Source organism: Mycobacterium sp. IDUB_36 (assembly GCF_055419225.1).
On sequence record NZ_JBVAXH010000001.1, the window covers coordinates 2604303 to 2624090 of the forward strand.

Sequence of the window (19788 nt, forward strand, 5' to 3'; positions counted from 1 at the left end):
ACGAGACCTCGATGAAGGATGGCCGTTGGCAGCTGCGGATCCCATCACCACCTCCGTCGCGCTGCGAGACGACGCCGCGGTGGTGAGCATTGGCGGCGAGATCGACTTGAGCACCGCGCTCGTGTTCGAAGAGGCGATCGCGGAAGCTCTCGCTCAGGAGCCGGCGGTGCTCGCGATCGAGCTTTCCGACGTGACCTTCATGGCGTCGGTGGGTCTGAGGATTCTGGCGGCCACCAACGAGAAGGTCGGCAAGACGACGCGAATCGCTGTGGTGGCCAACAATTCGGCCGCAGCCCGGCCCATTCAGCTGACCGGGCTGGACAGCGTCGTGGCGCTGTATCCCACCCTCGATGCGGCGCTGAGCGCGCCTGGGGACTGACGGCTAGGGGCGCAGCACCTGCCGGGCGATGGCGTACTTGTGCACTTCGGTCGGGCCGTCGTAGAGCCGGAACGCCCGCATGTCGGAGAAGATCATGCCGACCGGCGTCTCGTCGGAAATGCCTATGCCACCGAGGATTTGGACGCAACGGTCGGCGACTTTGAACAGCTCCTCGGACACGTAGGCCTTGACCATCGAGCTCTCGTGGCGCCCGGTGCCCCGGTCGCCCATGTCCAGCGTCCAGCAGGCCCACCAGATTGCGAGCCGGCATTGCTGTAACGCGATTTCGTTGTCGGCGATCATGAAGCTGACGCCTTGGTGCTCGCCGAGCGTCTTGCCGAACGCCGTGCGTTCGCGGGCGTGCCGGATCGCGATCGACTGCGCGCGGGAGGCGGCGCCGAGCCAGCGCATGCAGTGCGTCAAACGTGCCGGCGCCAGTCGCAATTGCGCGTAGCGCAGCGCCTGGCCGACCTCGCCCAGCACCGCCGAGGCGGGCAACCGTAGATCGTCGAACTGCACCACGCCATGGCCTTCGACGTAGTTGCGGTCCATCGTGTTCATCACCCGCTCGATCTCGATGCCTGCGGTTCCGCCTTCACACAGGAACAGCGTCGGCCCGTCGGGACCGTGCGGGTTGGGCGCGACGCGGGCCATGATGATCCAGGTCCGCGCGCCGTTGGCACCGGTGATCAGCCACTTGCGGCCGTTGATGAGGTATTCGCTGCCGTCGAACTCGGCGGTCGTGTTCAGCTGGTTGGGATCGGATCCCGCGCCGCCCGGTTCGGTCATCGCGAACACCGAGCGCTGGTGTCCGTCGACCACCGGCACCAGGTACTGCTCGACCTGTTCGGCGTTCGCCACCTTGCCGAGCAGGAACATGTTGCCCTCGTCGGGTGCCGCGCAGTTCAGCGCGATCGGGCCCAGCGTGGACCAGCCGGCCCCCTCGAAGAGCACCGCCTGCTCGCGGTGCGAGGGCTCGCGCCCGCCAAATCGCTTGGGCGCCTGGAATGTCAGCAACCCGGCATCGCGGGCCAGTTCCACCAATTCGGCCCGCAGCCCGTCGTCGGGGCCGTGCCGGGTGAGCCGTGGATCGGTCTCATACGGAACGATCTTGTCGTTGACGAACGCGCGGATCTGGTCGCGCAGGGCGGCGGTGTCAGCCGGGATGTCGAAGTCGATCATCGGGTTTCCATCAGAGTCAGGGCTTGCTCGAACAATTGGACGGTGGCGGTGTGCAGTAGGTCGCCGATGTCCTTGGGGGCCTTGCCGGCACAGGCCCGCGCGTGCGTGCCCTCCAGCACGATGCCGAGCTTGAAGCAGGCCAGCACGGTGTACCAGGTGATGTTCGACAGGTCGCGGGTGGTGTTACGGCCGTACTGCTCGACGAGGTCGCCGGGGGCGGCCAGGCCACCCTTCTCGAACAGCGTGCCGCCGAAAGCCGGCGAACTTCCCCAGGTGGCCAGCAACCAGCCGAGGTCGAGCAGCGGGTCGCCGATGGTGGACATCTCCCAGTCGACGATCGCGACGACCTCGGGCCCGGTGCGGGAAAACATCACGTTGGCCGCGTGATAGTCGCCGTGCATGATGCCGGGCGTCCACTGCGACGGCCGGCCTTTGTCCAGCCACGCCGCGACGTCGTCGACGCCCGGGATCTGCGGGCCGGAATAGTTGTCGAATCCTGTGTAGGACTCGAGCTCTGAAAGCCAGCGTGGCACTTGACGTTCCAGGAAGCCATCCGGCTTGCCGTAGTCGCTCAGCCCCACTGCCTGGTAGTCGATCGCACCGAGCTTCGCCAGCGACTCGGCCATCGACAGGCCCATCGCGAAGCGAACGGCGGCATCACCGTCGTGCAGCTCCGGCAGTCCTTGACCGGCGTTGAAACCGTCGATGGGTTCCATCAGGTAGAAGACCGCGTCGCCGAGGACATCGGTGTCCGCGCAGCTGGCGATCAGATGGGGATGCGGTACGTCGCTGCCGGCCAGCGCCGCCAGCACCTCGGTTTCCCGCATGATCACGATGTTGCTGCGCGGGCGCAGATGCTTGGGCCCTCTGCGCAACACATATGGCCGGCCTGAGCGGGTGAAGCGCAGCATGATGTTCTGCGTTCCGCCGGTGATCTTCGAGACGTCTTCCAGCGGGCCGTCTCCCAGCCCTTGGTCCGACATCCACTCCGCGAGGCCGTCCGGGGCTTTGAGCTCCTCCACGCCTGCAAGCTACCGCAGCGACCTCACAGCCGGTTCGGTTAGTGTCCGAAGCTGGCTACTAGCGGGAGGATTGACGATGGCGCGGACCGACAACGATTCCTGGGAGATCACCGAGAGTGTGGGTTCGACCGCGCTCGGCGTATGTGCCGCCCGCGCCGCGGAAACCGAGAGTGAGAACCCGCTCATCCGGGATCCATTCGCTCGGGTCTTCCTGGAGGCGGCCGGCCCCGGTATGTGGAGCCTGACGTCGGATCCGACACTGTCGACCGCCCTCTCCGACCGGGTCCCCGAGGTCGACCTGCACCGGCAGGTCATGGTCGATTTCATGGCGGTGCGCACCAAGTGGTTCGACGAACTGTTCCTCGACGCGGTGTCGTCCGGCATTCGGCAGGTGGTGATCCTGGCGTCCGGTCTGGACTCCCGGTCGTGGCGCCTGCCGTGGCCGGACAACACCACCGTCTACGAGCTGGATCAGGCGAAGGTGCTGGAATTCAAGTCGATCGCGCTGCGGCGTCACGGCGCCGAGCCGACCGCGGAGCTGGTCAGCGTGGCGGTCGATCTCCGCGAAGACTGGCCAACGGCGTTGCGGGAAGCCGGTTTTGACGCATCGGCGCCGACGATGTGGTCGGCCGAGGGTCTGCTGCGCTACCTGCCTGCGACGGCGCAGGACGCGTTGTTCGAGCGGATCGACTCACTCAGCGCGCCCGGCAGCCGGCTCGCCACCAACGGACCGTCGAAGAACGCGGTGAACCCGGATCTGCTCGCCACTCAGCGCGAGCGGTCCACCCGTTTCCGCGCGGCCGCCGCCGAGGTGCTCGGCTCCGAGATTCCCGACGTGGAGGAGCTCTGGTATCCCGAGGAGCGCACCGAGATCGCTGACTGGCTAGGCCGGCACGGCTGGGAGGCCTCGGCGATCGGGATGGCGGACCTGCTGGCGCGGCATGGCCGCCGGGTTCCTGCGGAGGACGCGTTGCCGCCGGTGGTGTTCACCGCCGGGCGTCGCCCTTGATTTGCTGAGGCGCTCGCACCGGCCGGCCCTGTCTCGGCCGGATTGTGGTACCTGAGTACTGATTCAGGCCCGATATGCGGGCGAACCCGCAGCGTGAGGCCGTGTTCGCCCACTCGTCCGTCTGTCGGTATTTCAGATGTTGCGTCCAAGTGTTTGGACGAATGCGGTCGCGGGTACTTTTAGCGTCGCTCTACGATTTTGCCCGACATCAATGGAGGTCAGGATGCGTGGTGGAGGTTTGATCAGTTCGATCGTGGTCGTCTGGCTGGTAATCGGCGTGATCGCCGCATTCCAGCGGGATTATTTGAAAAACACCGATCAGAATTGCGCCACTCTTAGCACTATTGCAGTAACAGTTCTCGTGGGTCCCTTGAATTACGCGGGAGTCAACCCGAAAGTGGCGGATTGCCACTTACCGCAACCCAGCTCGATGCCTGCTCTGGGCATCGATCAACTGATCGGAGTGAAGGCGTCATGATTGGTTTGGGCGTCATCTTGCTGATTGTGGGCTACGTTCTGAAAGTGGATGTGCTGCAACCGATCGGCGTTGTGCTGCTGGTCATCGGTGCCGTGTTGTGGGTGCTTGGTTCCGTGGGCCGCCCGGTGGGCGGCCGGCGTTACTGGTACTGACGCCGGTATGCGTGAACAACAATTGAATAACTGTCTGGATAACTGAAAAAGGGAGTCATCATGATCGTGCTCGGACTTATTCTGCTCTTAGTCGGCTACTTAGTTCCGCTCGGGCCGGGGCTCGCCAGCGCGTTAACCACAATAGGTGGCGTTCTCTTGCTCATCGGTGTCATTCTTTTCATCCTCGGCGCAGTCGGACGGCCGGTGGGTGGTCGTAAAGTCTGGTTCTAGCCGCTGACCTGCGGGCAGGGTTGGCTCACAGCGGGCGCATAGCAGCGCCATAGCGGTGCCCCATCGGGCTGCGCATACTGGATAGTTGTGAGCCAACCCCGCACTCCTGTTTCTCAGGCCCCGGCCGAGCGCGTGATCATGCGCCGCGCCGACGGGAATCCGATCAACGTGTTGGTAGTCGACGACGAGCCTGTGCTGGCCGAGATGGTGTCGATGGCACTGCGCTACGAAGGCTGGAACATCGCGACCGCGGGCGATGGAGCGGCCGCCTTGGACTCGGCTCGCACCCAGCGCCCCGACGTCGTCGTCCTCGATGTGATGTTGCCCGACATGAGCGGGCTCGACGTCCTCCGCAAACTCCGCGAGGAAACCCCGCAACTTCCGGTGCTGCTGCTGACGGCCAAGGACGCGCTCGAGGACCGCATCGCGGGTCTGACCGCCGGCGGCGACGACTACGTCACCAAACCATTCAGCCTCGAAGAGGTCGTGCTGCGACTGCGGGCGCTGTTGCGGCGCACCGGCGTCACGACCGAGGACAGCGGCGCACAGTTGGTCGTCGGCGATCTGGTGCTCAACGAGGACAGCCACGACGTGACACGCGGGGGCGAGCCCATCGCGTTGACGTCCACCGAGTTCGAACTGCTCCGATTCATGATGCGCAACTCCAAGCGGGTGCTGAGCAAGGCGCAGATCCTGGACCGGGTGTGGAGCTACGACTTCGGCGGCCGCTCCAACATCGTCGAGCTGTACATCTCTTACTTGCGCAAGAAGATCGACAGCGGGCGCGAGCCCATGATCCACACGCTCCGCGGCGCCGGCTACGTCCTCAAGCCGGCACGCTAGCCATGGCCGGGGCTTCGTCCCTCCGGTTCCGGCTGCTGGTGGGGCAGGTCGTCGTCCTTGTCGTGGTCTGTATCGGTATCGGAGCAGCGACCGAGCTGGCGCTGTACAAATACCTGCTGGCTCAACTCGACACTCAGCTGCACGATGCCTCGCAGCGCTCGGTGCGAATCTTCTCGGAGCCGTCCACCGCGCCCTGGCGGCGCCATCCCCGACCGTTTCCCAGACCCGGTCCGGGCCCGATCTTCCTGGACGCTCCGGCTCAACCGGTGAACATGGTCGGGGCGGTGGTCAGGCGCGGTGGTGCGATCGAGGCCGGCTTCCTGACGGCGGCCGGCGGGCGCGCGGCGGTGACCGACGCCGCCCGCGCCGAACTGGGCGCGTTGGCGGTCGACCGGCCGGCGGTGACCGAGAACATCCCCGGGCTGGGCCGGTATCGCCTGGTCGCCGCGCACGCGCGACGCAGCGGTGACGTCGTCATCACGGGTTTGTCGATGTCGGACGTCGACGCCACCATGCTCCGCGTGTTGCTGATCTTCGGTGTTGTCACGGCGATCGCCGGCGCGGCGGCCACCACCGCCGGCGTCGTGATCATTCGGCGAGCACTCGCGCCGCTGCGCCGGGTGGCCCAAACTGCCGGCGAGGTCGTCGACCTGCCGCTCGATCGTGGCGAGGTGACGTTGCCGGTACGGGTGCTCGAGTCAGATGCCAACCCGCGCACCGAAGTCGGCCAACTGGGCTCGGCGCTCAACCAGATGCTCGACCACGTCGCCGCCGCGCTGTCGGCGCGGCAGGCCAGCGAGACGAGGGTCCGGCAGTTCGTCGCCGACGCCAGCCACGAACTGCGGACACCGCTGGCCGCGATCCGTGGCTACACCGAACTGGCTCAGCGGGTGCGCGACGACACCGATGCGGTGACGCATGCGATGAGCCGGGTGCAGTCCGAGGCGGAGCGGATGACACACCTGGTCGAGGATCTGCTGCTGCTCGCCCGACTGGACTCCGGTCGGCCGCTGGAACGCGAGCCGGTGGACTTGTCGCGGGTGGCGGTCGACGCGGTCAGCGATGCGCACGTCGCGGGGCCGGACCACCAGTGGGAGCTCGACCTTCCCGAGGAGCCGGTGATGGTGTCCGGCGACGCGGCCCGGCTGCATCAGGTGATGACCAACCTGCTGGCCAACGCCCGGGTGCACACCGGCGCGGGAACCGTCGTCACCACCCGGCTGGGATCCGACCGCGAGCACGCCGTGCTGAGTGTGTGTGACAACGGCCCCGGCATTCCGGAGGGATTGCAGTCAGAGGTGTTCGAGCGGTTCGCCCGCGGCGACACGTCGCGGTCGCGCAAAGGGGGTAGCACCGGCCTCGGGCTGGCCATCGTCACTGCGGTGGTCAAGGCACACCACGGCACGATCACACTCGAGAGCGCGCCGGGTCGCACCGATTTCACGGTTCGACTGCCGCTGTCGGAGGAGTCCTGAAACCCTCAGGCGCTCATAAGGATTGATCGATGCGCGGACCCCACCGAGCGGCGGCGACGCCGGGTCGTCGCTGCCGTGCGGCGTGGTCCGCTAGACGGGCCCTAGGGGCAGGTCACGTCGATTTCGAATTTCTTGTTCACCGGCTGCATCGGGTTGGCCATGTCCACCCCGGTCGCGGTACCGCTGATCTTGTACTTGTTGCCGTCCTTGGTCGCGCTGGCGTTGCCCTGGCCGGTGCCGGGCGTGTAGCCGAGCGTCACCCCGTTGACATTGCCCAGTCCGACTGACTTCACCGATGGCGGAGCGGCGTCGGTGAGGACGGCGCCGATGCCGGTAGAAGCTCCACCGATGGCGATGTTGATGCTGCCGGCGGCGGTGGTGCAGGCAACGGTGCCCTCGACGTTCTGGTCCTTGCCGTCGATGGACACCTTTGCGGTCGACGATCCGCTCGAGGCGGTGGCGCCACTGCTCGCGTTCGACGAGCCACTCGAACCTCCCGACGACTTCTTGTCGCTAGAACAGCCAGACAGACCGACGACGACGATCGCCGTTGCCGCGGCCGCGACCGTTACTGAACGCTTCACCCGGTTCTCCTTTGTTGATGTGTGCGGCGCGTCGGCAATGACGTGCCGTTTCGGCAGTATGCAGCTTTGCTGAAACCATCGATAGTGAATTGATCAAAATTTGAGCTGCCTGTTGAGAGGGCATGAGTTGGCTTTACCGAGAATTTGCCGATTGGCGGATCGCGGGCCCGGGTAATCCGCCGCCATGTCTTTGCTCGAACAGATCTCGGAGATCGAGAACGACGGCTGGCGCGCGCTCTGCGACGGCACCGCCGGCACCTTTTATCCGCGGTTGATGACCGACGACGCGCTCATGGTGTTGGCCAACGGTTCGGTCATGGACCGCCACGCGGTGGCCGAGGCGCTGAGCCAGGCGCCACCGTGGCGGACCTATCAGCTCAGCGACCAGAGGTTGATCGATGCGGGTGACGTGGCGGTACTGGTGTACGTGGGAAAGGCCTACCGGCACGGGGAGCACGAACCGTTCGTCGCGGCGATGTCATCGGTGTACCGGCGGGTCGATGGCAGCTGGCGTCTGGTTCTGTATCAGCAAACCGCGGTTGCCTAGGCCGCCAAGGCTGACATGATGACGCGGTGGATGACGCCGACGATTTCAGAGATGCCGACCGCGGCTTCATCGGCGCGCTGACGCCCTGCGTCGTCAAGGCGGCCGACGGCCGGGTGGTATGGGACAACGACGCATACGCGTTCGTCGCCGGTGATCCACCCGCCACGGTGCACCCGAGCCTGTGGCGTCAATCCAAGCTGACCACCAAACAGGGCCTCTACGAAGTGGTTCCGGGGATCTACCAGGTCCGCGGCCTCGACCTGTCGAACATCAGCTTCGTCGAGGGCGACACCGGTCTGATCGTGATCGACCCGCTGGTCTCCACCGAGGTGGCGGCCGCGGCGCTGCAGCTGTACCGCACCCATCGGGGTGACCGGCCCGTCGTCGCGGTGATCTACACCCACAGCCACGTCGACCATTTCGGCGGCGTCCTGGGCGTGACCTCACAGGCCGACGTCGACGCCGGCGCGGTCGCGGTGCTGGCGCCCGAAGGATTCACCGAGCACGTGGTGCAGGAGAACGTCTATGCCGGGCCGGCGATGACCCGGCGGGCCACCTACATGTACGGCAGCAAGCTGCCGCGCGGTCCACGGGGACAGGTCGGCTGCGGACTGGGACAGGCTGCGTCCAGCGGCGAGGTGGCGCTGATCGTGCCGACGGTCGACGTTCGCAGCACCGGCGAAGTCCACACCATCGACGGGGTGCAGATCGAGTTCCAGCTGGCACCGGGCACCGAGGCGCCGGCCGAGATGCACTTCTACTTCCCGCAATTCCGCGCGCTCTGCATGGCCGAGAACGCCACCCACAACCTGCACAACCTGTTGACCTTGCGTGGTGCGCTGGTCCGCGACCCGCACGCCTGGGCCGGGTATCTGACCGAGGCCATCGACACGTTCGCCGACCGTGCCGACGTGGTGTTCGCCTCACACCACTGGCCGACCTGGGGACGCGAGCCGGTCGTCGAATTCCTTTCGCTGCAACGCGATCTGTACGCATACCTGCACGACCAGACGCTGCGGCTGCTCAATCAGGGGCACACCGGCGCCGAGATCGCCGAAAACCTGCGGATGCCGCCCGCTCTCGACGAGGCCTGGCACACCCACGGCTACTACGGCTCGGTCAGCCACAACGTCAAGGCCGTCTACCAGCGCTACATGGGTTGGTTCGACGGCAATCCCGCCCGGCTGTGGCCGCACCCGCCGGAAGCGCTGTCCGCCCGCTACGTCGATGCGATCGGCGGTGTCGACCGCGTCGTCGAACTCGCCCAGCAGGCCTTCGACGACGGCGATTTGCGATGGGCGGCAACGCTCCTCGATCACGCGGTGTTCACCGACAGCGACCACGCCGGTGCCCGCGGGCTGCTCACCGAGACCTTCGAACAGCTGGCCTTCGGCGCCGAGAATGCGACCTGGCGCAACTTCTTCCTATCCGGAGCGGCCGAGCTGCGCGACGGCAACTTCGGCACCGCGACCCAGGCGTCGTCGCCCTCGCTGCTGTCGCAGCTGACGCCGGAGCAGATCTTCGACGGCCTGGCGATCAGCGTCAACGGGCCGCGGGCGTGGGATCTCGACATCGCCATCGATGTGGCGCTGACCGATCGCGACGTGAACTACCGACTCGCCCTGCGTAACGGAGTGCTCGTCCATCGGCGGGTGGCGGCCGACTCGACCACCGCTCAGGTGACAATCAGGCTGGACAACGCTTTTCGGCTGGTGACGCTCGGGATGGGCGACTTCACGTCGCCGGGCTTCGAGACGTCCGGCGACGAGTCTGTGCTGCAACAGTTTCTCGGCGTGCTCGACCGGTCCGACCCGGCGTTCGACATCGTCACGCCGTGACGGGCATCCCTCACGCGGGGATCTCGATGACGACCTTGCCGAGTGCCTGGCGATCGGCGACCAGTCGTAACGCCGCTGCGGTGTCGGCCAACGGGAACCTCGCCCCGATGTAGGGCCGCACCACCCCGGTGGCGAACAGCTCCGTCAACTCCTGCATGTCGCGCGCGGACTCGTCCGGCCGGTCGCTCATGAAAGTTCGAATCTCCATGCCCTGGACCGTGATTCCCTTGAGCAGAACCAGATTCAGCGGGATGGCCGGGATCGCGCCCGCGGCGTAACCGAGCGTGACGAAGGTCCCGCCGCGGGCGATGGCCCGCAGCGCGGGCTCCGCGTAGCTGCCGCCGACCGGGTCGAGTACCGCGCGGGCGGCGTCGCCGGTGAGCTCACGGATGCGACTCTTCAGGTCCTCGGCGTCGTAGTCGACCGTCGCCTCGGCGCCGCGCCGGCGACACAGCTCGAGTTTCGCCGGGCTCGAGGCCGCGGCCAGCACCCGCGCCTTCATGGCGACCGCGAGATCCACCGCGGCCAGACCGACACCACCGGCAGCGCCGAGTACGACCACCCAATCACCCTCTTGCACAGCGGCAATCGAGCGCAGCGCGTGATACGCCGTCCGGTAGGTGACGCCGAAGGCAGCCGCGGATGCGAAGTCGGCGGAGTCGGGTATCTCGGTCACCGCCTCCGCCGGCAGCAGGGCCTGCTCGGCGAATGCCCCGACGAACGTGGTGGCCGACACGCGCTGACCGGGGCGCAGTGCGACACCGTCGCCGACCGCGACCACTTCGCCGGCCAGCTCGCTACCCGGGGTGAACGGCGCCGGAATCTTGACCTGGTACTTGCCGGCGATCAGCAGCACATCGGGAAAGTTCACCGCCGCCGCGTGCACCCGCACCACCACCTGGCCGGGACCGGCCACCAGATCGGGCACCTCGTCGACAACGAGATCCTCTGGTGCGCAATAGGACCGGCAGACCACGGCACGCATCAACTTGCTCCCAACCCGCGTAGACAGAACCTGACCAGATGATCGACGTCGGCCGGCTTGGGGCGCTGCGCGGAATCGAGGTAGCGGCGCATCGCCGACACCGTGCAGTGGAACACCGCGTCGGCGTCCCGCCGGACGTCCTTGCCGCCCAGCGCCGCGATCGGTTCGGTCAGCAGCTCGCGCATCGGCCGCAGGATCGCGTCGTCGGCGGACCGCCAGTCGGTGGTCGCTGAAACCTGGCCCGCCGCAGCGCGACTCATGCTGATCAGGTGTGGGTCGGCGACCTGCGCGAGAGCGCCTTCGATCCAGCGCCGCACCTGTCCGGCCGGCGTGCGCTGCTTGCTCATCTGGTGCTGCAGATAGGAGACCACGATCGCGACGCCGCGTTCCATCACCGCGAGGATCACGTCGTCCTTGCCGGCGAAGTAGCGGTAGAACGCCTTGTTCGACGAGCCCGCTTCGGCGACGATGTCGCTGACCCGCGGAGCCTCCGGCGCCACCCGCTCCATCACCCGGACCGCGGCGGCCAGGATGCGTTCGACCTCTTCGGTCGCCTCACGCTGGCGGTCGTCGAGGGCACGCTCGACGGCCGCGGTGACGCGGGTGCCAGGCGATGGGCTAATCGACAAGGACGGCACCGTATTTCGCCCGGACAGCTTCGCGGCGGACGTCGAGCATCTCGCTCGGCCACTCCGCACTCTCGGCCCCGACACCCTTGAGAAGCATCCGGGCCAGGTTGACCTTGTGGGCCTCGGTCGGTCCGTCGGCCAATCCCAGCGCGATGCCGCCCAGCAGGACGTTGACCAGCGGCAGCTGATCTGTCAGTCCGAGCGCGCCGTGCACCTGAATCGCGCGCAGCGCAATCGATTTGAGCACCGTCGACGCCAGGATCTTGCAAGTCGCGATTTCGGCACGTGCGCCCTGCTCGTCGCCGCTGTCGATCAGCCAGGCCGCGTGCAACACGGTCAGCCGGAACGGCGTCAGCTCGGTGTAGGAGTCGGCGACGAATTCCTGAACCAGCTGTTTGTCGGCCAGCACCGTGCCCTGGGTGAACCGGCTTTTCGCCCGGCGGGCCATCATCTCGACGGTGCGTTGGGCCATGCCGATCGCCCGCATGGCGTGGTGCAGGCGGCCGCCGGCCAGCCGGGTCTGCAGGATCAGGAAGCCCTGGCCGGGCTCGCCGAGCAACGCGGTCGCCGGTACCCGCACGTCGTCGTAGTGCACCAGCGAATGGCCCGGCTCATGCGGGTCGGCACCGACCAGATGGTGGTTGGCCTCGACCTTGAGGCCGGGGGTGTCGGCCGGGATCAGGAATGTCGACGCCCCGTGATGGACCGCCACGTCGGGGTTGCTGATCGCGACGACGATGAAGAACGACGCGACCGAAGCGTTGCTGGAGAAATACTTTCGCCCGGTGATCACCCAGTCGTCACCGTCGCGGACGGCGCGGGTGGTGAAGACGCGCGGGTCGGCGCCACCCTGCGGTTCGGTCATCGAGAAACACGAGAAGATCTCGCCCGACAACAGGCCCGACAGGTAGCGGTCCTTCTGCTCCTGGGTGCCGAAGCGGGCGATGATCTCGGCGTTGCCGGTGTCGGGCGCCTGTGTGCCGAACACGATCGGCGCCCACGGGCTGCGGCCGAGGATCTCGTTGATCAGCGTCAGCTTGACCGCGCCGAAACCCTGCCCGCCGAGTTCCGGGCCGAGGTGCGGCGCCCACAGCCCCTGGTCGCGGACCTGCTGTTTGAGCGGATCGACGATCGTGCGCCGTTCGTCGGTCAGCGGCAGGAACTCGCATCCCGGGAACAGCACCTCGAGCGGCTGGACCTCGTCGCGGACGAACCCGCGGATCCAGTCCAGCTTCTTCGCGAATTCGGGTTCGGTTGAGAAGTCCCACGCCATGTCGAAGTCTCCTAGCTCAGTTGGGTTGTCGACGGCCCGCCGTGCCCTGCCTGCCCGCGTCGGCGAGCACGTCGAGTCACGGGATCCCGCCGTCGGCCCGAAGTATCGAGCCGGTGGTGAAGCTGGATGCGTCCGACGCCAAAAACAGGGCTGCGCCGACGATTTCGGCCGGGTCACCGGCTCGCTGCAGCGACAGGCTGCCGAACGGGTTGTGTTCAGTCGCATCGATGTTCCACGACTTGCTGACGTCGGTGAGAAACGGGCCGGCCATCAGCGTGTTGACCCGGACCTTCGGCCCGAGTGCGCGGGCGAAACCTTCGGTCATCGCGTTGAGGCCGGCCTTCGACGAGGCGTAGGGAATGATGTCGGGCGTCGGGCGCAGCGAGCCCGCGGTGCTGACGTTGATGATCGACCCGCGTCCCGCCGCCACCATCCGCTCGCCGACCAACGCGGACAACCGGAACGGGCCCTTGAGGTTCAGGTTCACCACCGCGTCGAACAGCTTCTCCGAGACATCGGTCAGCTTGTCGTAGACCGGTGACATGCCGGCGTTGTTGATCAGCGTGTCGACCTTGCCGAACCGGTCGTAGACCGCGTCGACGAGTGCGTCGAGCTGTTCCCAGCGGCCGACGTGCACCTGGTACGGCATTGCCGTGCGACCGGTCTCGCTCTCGATCTGCTCGGCGACCGCGACGCAGTTCTCCAGCTTCCGGCTGGCGATCACCACGTCGGCCCCGCAGCGGGCGACGCCGAACGCCATCTCCTTGCCGAGCCCGCGGCTGCCGCCGGTGATCAGGATCGTCTGGCCGGTCAGGTCGAAAAGCTGTTCGCTGTAACTCATTTCGGTGAGCCGGCCAACTCGGCCGCGGTGGTGATCAGCTGCGGCACCATCGCCCCGAACGCCTCCTGGATCTTCGGGTCGACCTTGCCGCTGCGCACCCCTGCAGCGTAGGTCTTCTCCAGCACGATGCCGAGCTTCCAGTTGGCCAGCACCAGGTAGTAGTCGATGTCTTCGGTCGACAGCCCGCTGACCGTCTCGTAGCGATCGAGCAGCTCGCTGCGAGTGGGCATCCCCGTCATGTCGAGATAAAACCCGTCCTGCTTGGGTTTTTCGCCGTCGTAGCCGAGCAGACACCACGCCAGATCCAGCAGCGGATCACCGACCGTCGTCATCTCCCAGTCGACGATCGCCGCCAGCCGGGCCGGGCCGCCGTGGGCGAACATGACGTTGGCGAACTGGTAGTCACCGTGCATGATTCCGGGGGTGTAGTGCGCGGGACGGTTGCGGTTCAGCCAGGCCGCCGCCTCGTCGAGGCCGGGTAACTCGCGCACCTGGTAGCTGTTCAGGAATGCCAGCCAGCGCTCGACCTGCCGCTCGTGGAATCCGTCCGGCCGGCCGAAGCCGTCCAATCCCTGCGCCTTCCAGTCGACCCGGCCCAGCTTTGCCGCTCCCTCGACCAACTCGAACGCCAGGCCACGCCGCGCCGCCAGGTCGTCGTCGAACGGAGCCTCCCAGCCGCCGTCCATCGGGCTCCAGCCGTCGATCGCCTGCATCACGTAGAACGGCTTGCCGAACAGATCACCGTCGTCGTCGGCGATCAGCTCGGCGTGCGGCACGTCGGTCCCGCGCAGCGCTCGGACCAGCCGGATCTCCCGGAGCAACCCGTCGATGCGAGCGGCGTCGGCGCGATCACCCGGCATCCGCAGCACCATCCGCTGATCGCCTCGATGAATCAGGTACAGCGTGTTCTGCGAGCCGCCGGAAAGCTGCTCGAGCCGCGGCTTTTCGCCGTCGCCGGGAGCGCCGTTCGTGTCCAGCCAGCGTCCGAGGACTTCGTCGTCCAACATTCGCACACCCCAATCTCCGTACAGAGAATAGCATTCTCCGAGACTGGCGGGAATGCCCTATGCCGGCCAATCCGGGTCCGGCGGAAAGTGCCCGTCGGCCAGTTGGCGCTTCAACACTTTGCCCGTCGCGTTACGCGGAAGCTGGCTGACGAAGATGACCTCACGCGGAATCGAGAACAGGGACAGTCGATTCCGGACGTGGTTCTTCACCGTCTCCTCGTCCAGCCGGGCCCGGTCGGCACGGACGACGAACGCGGCCAGCCGTTGGCCGAACTCCCGGTCCGGGACACCGACCACCGCCACGTCCGCGACATGTGGCAGCGCGGCGATGGCTTCTTCGACCGGCCGGGGAAACACGTTCTCGCCGCCGGAAATGACCATCTCGTCGGCGCGCCCGGCGACGAAGAGACGTCCGCTGGCATCGACGTATCCGAGATCGCCGGTGTCCATCAGCCGGCCTTCGACGACGGGGGACACCGCGTCCGCATAACCGTCGAACAGCATGTCGTTGCCGACGAAGATGCGGCCGACGGCACCCGCAGGAACGGGTTCTCCCGCGGGATCGAGGATCGAGATGCGGGTACCCAGCGGTGCCCGACCCGCGGTGGTCGGGGCCAGGCGCAGGTCGGCGGGATCCGCGACCGTCGCCCACGACACCTCGGTGGAGCCGTAGAAGTTGTAGAGGATGTCGCCGAAGGTGTCCATGAACTCGACGACGGATGCGCCGGAGATCGGCGACCCACTGCTGGCGACCACTTTCAGCGACGACGTGTCGTAGCGGTCGATGACCGCGGCGGGCAACTCGAGTATGCGCTGCAGCATCACCGGAACCAGGATCAAGACGGTGCAGCGATGCCGCGCAATGATTTTCAGGCACTCTTCGGGGTCGAACCGTTCCATGAGCACCGCCGTCGCGAGCAGCGGGGTGCTCAGTTGCAGCGCCGCCAGGCCCCAGGCGTGAAACAGCGGCGCGGCCAGCAGCATCACCTCGTCGCGACGCAGCGGCATCCGCGACAACATCGCGGCGATGGCGCCGAAGCCGGACGGTGTGGGCCGGCGAGCGGCCTTCGGAGTGCTGGTCGTGGTGCCCGAGGTGAGGACGACGAGCTTCCCCGGTTGCTTGGGCGGCTCCAGCTGGGCCGTGCCGGCGGCGGTAGCAGTCAAGTCGTCGATCGAGAGTCTTTGTTGGACAATGGAATGCGGATACGTCGCGATCCGGGCGACATCGGCAGGCACGTGGCGCATGTGCGGCTCGAACTCGTCGTCGAGGAATATCGCGTCGACCCCGTTACCGCCGACGAGCTCTCCGATCGGGCCCGGGGCCAGGCCGGTGTTGAGCAGCATCAGGTCCGCACCCAATTTGCTGGCGGCCAGCATGCATTCGACCATCGCCGAATGATTGCGGGCCAGTACCGCGAACGTGCTGTCCTTGGTGAAGCCGATGGCGGCGAGACCCGATGCGATGCGGGTGGTGCGCTCGGCCAGATCTGCGTAGCTCGACGTTCCGTGCCGGTCGATCACGGCGGCCCGCTGCGGCGATCGTGCGGCGGCCGCCCCAAGGCCGCCCGCCAGAGTGAAGCCCCATTTGGCAAGCGAATTGAGTTGCCGGACACCCCGATCCGGCCTCGAAGCGCGCACCACGCCACTGACCATCAACGTCTTCAAGACGCTGAACTGCAGGGAGCGTCGGTCACCGGTGTTGACCAGAACCGAAGACTGCTGACCGTCGAGATACTCCGACACCCGCCGCAGGCCGTCCCGGACCCAGCTCTGGATGGCGCCCTCACCGGTCTTCGCGAGGTCGGGGTGAATCAGGGCGACGCCGAAGATCCGTAGAGCGACGCATGTGATGCCCGCTTGCGGGGTCAGCCGGACCGACACGAAACAGCCGGGCAGTGCAGTGGCTTCGAGCCGCATCGCCATGTCGGACTCACGGACCGTATGGCGCGCCTCGTGGGCGGCCAGGGCGCCACGAGGAGTGGACAGCCGAACCTCGACGTGGTGCGCCTTGCCGGCAACCCGCTCGACGGTGCCCAGCCCGTGGAAGAACCGCGGATACCAGCCGGGCACGCGCAGGATGCCCCAGACATCCGGACATGGGTGATCCACCGTCGTGTCGAAGGCGATCACGTCACGCGCCACTGGGTCCCGCCACGTCCTGTCAGCAAACTGCGAGAACACATTGTCGTCCATCGGTCCGCAACTGGGACCAGTTCCTCACCGACAGTATTCTGCGGCAGCTTGCCGTGGGCACTGCGGTGCGTGCGAGGCTGTGCGGATGCAGTTGTTACTGGTCCGGCACGCGTTGCCGCTCCGCAGCGAACCCGGCCAAGGTGCCGACCCCGACCTCTCCGACGAGGGACGCGAGCAGGTGGGGCGGCTGCCGGAGGCTCTCGCCCGGTATCCGATCACCCGGGTGATCAGTAGCCCGCAACGTCGCGCCGTGCAGACCGTGGAACCGGTCGCCGCCGCCCGCGGCCTACCGATCGAGATCGACGACCGCTTCGCCGAGTACGACCGGGAGCTGCCGGTCTACATCCCGATCGAGCAGATCCGCGCGGAGAATCCGCAGGAGTGGGCCCGGATGGCCCGGGGGCACCTGCCGAGCACGGTCGACGAGGACGCGTTCCGGGCGCGGGTGCAGGCCGCCGTCGACCACGTCGTCGCCACCGCCGAACACGAGGAGACCGTGGTGGTGTCCAGCCACGGCGGCGTGATCAACGTGGTGCTGCACGAGATCCTGGGCACCAGACGAATCCTGTCGTTTCCGATCGACTACGTCTCGGTGACCAGGCTGCTGTTCTCGCGTTCCGGTCAGGCCAGTGTGGTGGCGGTCAACGGCACCGAGCACGTGTGGGATCTGCTGCCGAGAAACAGGCGGTGATACAAAAGCCTGGTGACTCTCGATGGGCTCGACCTCTCCGCACTGGACCGGCACCTGCGTTCGGCCGGTGTTGCCCGCGACGGGGAGTTGACCGCACAGCTGATCTCCGGAGGCCGCTCCAACCTGACGTTTCTGGTCGCGGACGACGCGTCGAAGTGGGTGCTGCGCCGCCCGCCGCTGCACGGGCTGACTCCCTCGGCGCACGACATGGCGCGGGAGTACACCGTGGTCGCCGGTCTGGCCGACACCGATGTACCGGTGGCCCGCGCGGTCACGCTGTGCAACGACGACTCGGTACTCGGAGCGCCGTTTCAGATGGTCGAATACGTTGCGGGGCAAGTGGTTCGGAGCCGGGCCGAGTTGGAGGCCATGGGCGATCAGCAGGTCATCGACGCCTGCGTCGACAGTTTGGTCAAGGTGCTGGCCGACCTGCACGCCGTCGACCCGGCCGCGGTCGGGCTCGCCGACTTCGGTAAGCCCAGCGGATATCTGGAACGCCAGGTCCGGCGCTGGGGCTCGCAGTGGGAGCACGTGCATCTGCCCGACGACGCCCGCGACGCCGACGTCGCGCGGCTGCACACGTCGTTGCAGGAAGCGGTACCGCAGCAGAGCCGGACGTCGATCGTGCACGGCGACTACCGGATCGACAACACCATCCTGGATACCGACGACCCGTCGATTGTTCGCGCTGTCGTCGACTGGGAGCTGTCCACGCTGGGCGACCCGCTCAGTGACGCAGCCTTGATGTGCGTCTACCGTGACCCGTCGCTCGATCTGATCATCAACGCGCAAGCTGCGTGGACGTCGCCCCAGCTGCCGGACGCCGACGAGCTGGCCGCCAAGTACGCGGAAGTCTCCGGCAGCGCGCTGGCGCACTGGAACTTCTACATGGGGCTGGCCTATTTCAAGTTGGCCATCATCGCGGCCGGTATCGACTTCCGGCGCCGAATGTCCGGCAAGGCCGACGACGGGGTGGACGCATCCGACCGGGTCGGCGAGACCGTCGCGCCGTTGATCGCAACAGGTCTCGCGGCGCTGCGTAAGGAGTGACGAGGTGGCTGCCGGCTAGCGGCCGGCGACCAGGTTCTTCTTCGCCGCGCGGCGCAGCTGGTAGATCCGCGCGGTTCCGGCGAGGAACGTGATCAAGCCGCCGCTCACCGCTGCCAGCAGAATGGCGACTCCCAGGGGAAGGCTCCAATGCCAGCCGAGAAAGGCGAACTCACCGGATGCCGTGTTTTGCGTGATGAATATCAGCAAAACAATCAGGATCAGAAAGCCAACCGCCAGAAACGACCACAGGCCGGCAGTCCGGGTGAATTTCACTGCCGACTCGGGTGCCGGCGCCCGATGGGGGACCTGCTGCGCGGGAAGGACGGGCGGCTCTTCAGGCGCCACGGACGGATCGCTGCTCATGGTGTCATCTTTACCCGTTTCCGGCCTGATGTGAACCGAACGACCGGGAAAGGCGTGCAACGCTAGTGTCGGTTGCTATGAGCGTGCTCCGTCGGCACCGCGTAGCGGCGTGGTCGATCACCGTGCTGCTTGTCGCGACGGGCTGCGGCAGCGCTAATCCGTTGGGTGGGGCATCGAGTGACCCGAATTCGATCGTGGTCGGATCCGCCGGATTTCCAGAGTCCAAGATCGTCGCCGAGATCTACGCACAAGCGTTGCAGGCCAACGGATTCAGTGTCGAGCGCCAGATGGGGATCGGTAGTCGCGAAACCTATGTCCCTGCGCTGAAAGATCATTCGATCGACCTGGTGCCGGAGTATGTCGGCAACCTGCTGCTGTATCTGCAGCCCGATGCCACCGCGACAGTGCTCGACGACGTCGAACGCGAGCTGACGAAGCGGCTCCCGCCGGACCTGTCGTTACTGGCACCGTCGCCGGCCTGTGACACCGACACCGTCACCGTCACCGCCGCGACCGCAGCCAAGTGGAAGCTGAAGACGATCGCCGACCTGAGACCCCATTCGGGGCAGGTGAAGCTCGCCGCGCCGTCGGACTTTCAGGTCCGGCCCTCGGGGTTGAGAGGACTACGGCAGCGCTACGGTCTCGACATCGCGCCGCAGAACTTCGTCGCGATCAGTGACGACGGGGGTGCGGTGACAGTGCGCACCCTGACCGAGGGAAAGGTCAACGCGGCCAACATCTTCAGCACGTCACCGGCGATCTTGACCGGCGACCTGGCCGTGCTCGAGGATCCGTTGCACAACTTCCTGGCCGGAAACATCGCTCCGCTGTTGAATTCCCGGAAGAAGTCGGACCGGTTGACGAAGGTCCTGAACGCGGTGTCATCGAAGCTGACCAGCGTGGAGATGGCCCGACTCAATGCATCGGTGTCCGGCAACGACGGCGTGGATCCCGATCAGGCGGCCCGCAACTGGTTGCGCGACAAAAACTTCGACCGTCCTATCGGCAGTTGACCG

The 19788-nt window shown here is 66.7% G+C and carries 21 protein-coding genes; 11 read left to right on the plus strand and 10 right to left on the minus strand.

All coding sequences use genetic code 11. From position 1 onward, the window contains the following. Window positions 1-25 precede the first annotated feature (25 nt). Window positions 26-379: an STAS domain-containing protein gene (locus ACZYW1_RS12785; protein ID WP_463786255.1), complete on the plus strand. Its 354-nt coding sequence runs from the start codon at window positions 26-28 to the stop codon at window positions 377-379. A 3-nt stretch (window positions 380-382) separates the two neighbouring features. Here the strand turns inward: ACZYW1_RS12785 and ACZYW1_RS12790 are convergent, their stop codons facing one another. Together ACZYW1_RS12790 and ACZYW1_RS12795 are read right to left on the minus strand one after the other, a co-directional pair. Beyond that, a complete protein-coding gene (locus tag ACZYW1_RS12790; RefSeq protein ID WP_463786256.1) occupies window positions 383-1561 on the minus strand; it encodes an acyl-CoA dehydrogenase family protein in 1179 nt (392 codons plus the stop codon). Then, a complete protein-coding gene (locus ACZYW1_RS12795; protein WP_463787811.1) occupies window positions 1558-2544 on the minus strand; it encodes a phosphotransferase family protein in 987 nt (328 codons plus the stop codon). Before ACZYW1_RS12795 ends, ACZYW1_RS12790 begins: the two co-directional genes overlap by 4 nt. A 115-nt stretch (window positions 2545-2659) precedes the next feature. Here ACZYW1_RS12795 and ACZYW1_RS12800 point away from each other — a divergent pair, with 115 nt between their 5' ends. From ACZYW1_RS12800 to ACZYW1_RS12820, 5 genes are all read left to right on the plus strand, one after another. Continuing rightward, entirely contained in the window at window positions 2660-3592 is a 933-nt protein-coding gene (locus ACZYW1_RS12800; RefSeq protein ID WP_463786258.1) for a class I SAM-dependent methyltransferase, read from the plus strand. 211 nt (window positions 3593-3803) lie between these two features. Continuing rightward, window positions 3804-4070, plus strand: coding sequence for a hypothetical protein (locus tag ACZYW1_RS12805; protein WP_463786260.1), 267 nt, complete (start codon window positions 3804-3806; stop codon window positions 4068-4070). Further along, the gene (locus ACZYW1_RS12810) at window positions 4067-4222 is read left to right on the plus strand and encodes a hypothetical protein (RefSeq protein ID WP_463786262.1); all 156 of its coding nucleotides are present in this window, start codon (window positions 4067-4069) and stop codon (window positions 4220-4222) included. The genes ACZYW1_RS12805 and ACZYW1_RS12810 overlap by 4 nt, the downstream gene beginning before the upstream one ends. A gap of 369 nt (window positions 4223-4591) precedes the next feature. Next, entirely contained in the window at window positions 4592-5296 is a 705-nt protein-coding gene (locus ACZYW1_RS12815; RefSeq protein WP_463787812.1) for a response regulator transcription factor, read from the plus strand. A gap of 2 nt (window positions 5297-5298) precedes the next feature. After that, window positions 5299-6771 (plus strand): sensor histidine kinase, encoded by a 1473-nt coding sequence (locus tag ACZYW1_RS12820; protein ID WP_463786264.1) that lies wholly within the window; start codon window positions 5299-5301, stop codon window positions 6769-6771. Between the two features lie 101 nt (window positions 6772-6872). Here ACZYW1_RS12820 and ACZYW1_RS12825 read toward each other — a convergent pair whose 3' ends face one another. Next, on the minus strand, window positions 6873-7355 hold the full coding sequence (locus tag ACZYW1_RS12825) for a lipoprotein LpqH (RefSeq protein WP_463786265.1): 483 nt from the start codon (window positions 7353-7355) through the stop codon (window positions 6873-6875). A 184-nt stretch (window positions 7356-7539) separates the two neighbouring features. Between ACZYW1_RS12825 and ACZYW1_RS12830 the strand changes: the two genes are divergently transcribed. Together ACZYW1_RS12830 and ACZYW1_RS12835 are read left to right on the plus strand one after the other, a co-directional pair. After that, window positions 7540-7902: a nuclear transport factor 2 family protein gene (locus tag ACZYW1_RS12830; RefSeq protein ID WP_463786267.1), complete on the plus strand. Its 363-nt coding sequence runs from the start codon at window positions 7540-7542 to the stop codon at window positions 7900-7902. 26 nt (window positions 7903-7928) lie between these two features. Next, a complete protein-coding gene (locus ACZYW1_RS12835) occupies window positions 7929-9740 on the plus strand; it encodes an alkyl/aryl-sulfatase (protein WP_463786268.1) in 1812 nt (603 codons plus the stop codon). A 10-nt stretch (window positions 9741-9750) separates the two neighbouring features. On the opposite strand, the gene ACZYW1_RS12840 is transcribed toward ACZYW1_RS12835, so the two are convergent. The 6 genes from ACZYW1_RS12840 to ACZYW1_RS12865 form a co-directional block, all read right to left on the minus strand. After that, a complete protein-coding gene (locus ACZYW1_RS12840) occupies window positions 9751-10725 on the minus strand; it encodes an NADPH:quinone oxidoreductase family protein (RefSeq protein ID WP_463786270.1) in 975 nt (324 codons plus the stop codon). After that, window positions 10725-11348 (minus strand): TetR/AcrR family transcriptional regulator, encoded by a 624-nt coding sequence (locus ACZYW1_RS12845; protein WP_463787814.1) that lies wholly within the window; start codon window positions 11346-11348, stop codon window positions 10725-10727. Before ACZYW1_RS12845 ends, ACZYW1_RS12840 begins: the two co-directional genes overlap by 1 nt. Continuing rightward, window positions 11344-12627: an acyl-CoA dehydrogenase family protein gene (locus tag ACZYW1_RS12850; protein ID WP_463786272.1), complete on the minus strand. Its 1284-nt coding sequence runs from the start codon at window positions 12625-12627 to the stop codon at window positions 11344-11346. Before ACZYW1_RS12850 ends, ACZYW1_RS12845 begins: the two co-directional genes overlap by 5 nt. 76 nt (window positions 12628-12703) lie before the next feature. Further along, window positions 12704-13468 carry an SDR family NAD(P)-dependent oxidoreductase gene (locus ACZYW1_RS12855; RefSeq protein WP_463786273.1) on the minus strand — a complete coding sequence of 255 codons (765 nt, stop codon included), beginning with the start codon at window positions 13466-13468 and terminating at the stop codon, window positions 12704-12706. Continuing rightward, the gene (locus ACZYW1_RS12860) at window positions 13465-14475 is read right to left on the minus strand and encodes a phosphotransferase family protein (RefSeq protein ID WP_463786275.1); all 1011 of its coding nucleotides are present in this window, start codon (window positions 14473-14475) and stop codon (window positions 13465-13467) included. Before ACZYW1_RS12860 ends, ACZYW1_RS12855 begins: the two co-directional genes overlap by 4 nt. A gap of 57 nt (window positions 14476-14532) precedes the next feature. After that, complete coding sequence (locus ACZYW1_RS12865; protein WP_463786277.1) at window positions 14533-16617, minus strand: AMP-binding protein; 2085 nt, start codon at window positions 16615-16617, stop codon at window positions 14533-14535. Between the two features lie 136 nt (window positions 16618-16753). Between ACZYW1_RS12865 and ACZYW1_RS12870 the strand changes: the two genes are divergently transcribed. Beyond that, window positions 16754-17359: a histidine phosphatase family protein gene (locus tag ACZYW1_RS12870; RefSeq protein WP_463786279.1), complete on the plus strand. Its 606-nt coding sequence runs from the start codon at window positions 16754-16756 to the stop codon at window positions 17357-17359. A gap of 9 nt (window positions 17360-17368) precedes the next feature. Further along, window positions 17369-18409 (plus strand): phosphotransferase family protein, encoded by a 1041-nt coding sequence (locus ACZYW1_RS12875; RefSeq protein WP_463787815.1) that lies wholly within the window; start codon window positions 17369-17371, stop codon window positions 18407-18409. A 15-nt stretch (window positions 18410-18424) separates the two neighbouring features. Here ACZYW1_RS12875 and ACZYW1_RS12880 read toward each other — a convergent pair whose 3' ends face one another. Next, the gene (locus ACZYW1_RS12880; protein WP_463786280.1) at window positions 18425-18772 is read right to left on the minus strand and encodes a LapA family protein; all 348 of its coding nucleotides are present in this window, start codon (window positions 18770-18772) and stop codon (window positions 18425-18427) included. Window positions 18773-18849: 77 nt separating this feature from the next. Between ACZYW1_RS12880 and ACZYW1_RS12885 the strand changes: the two genes are divergently transcribed. Further along, window positions 18850-19785: an ABC transporter substrate-binding protein gene (locus ACZYW1_RS12885; protein WP_463786281.1), complete on the plus strand. Its 936-nt coding sequence runs from the start codon at window positions 18850-18852 to the stop codon at window positions 19783-19785. Window positions 19786-19788 lie beyond the last annotated feature (3 nt).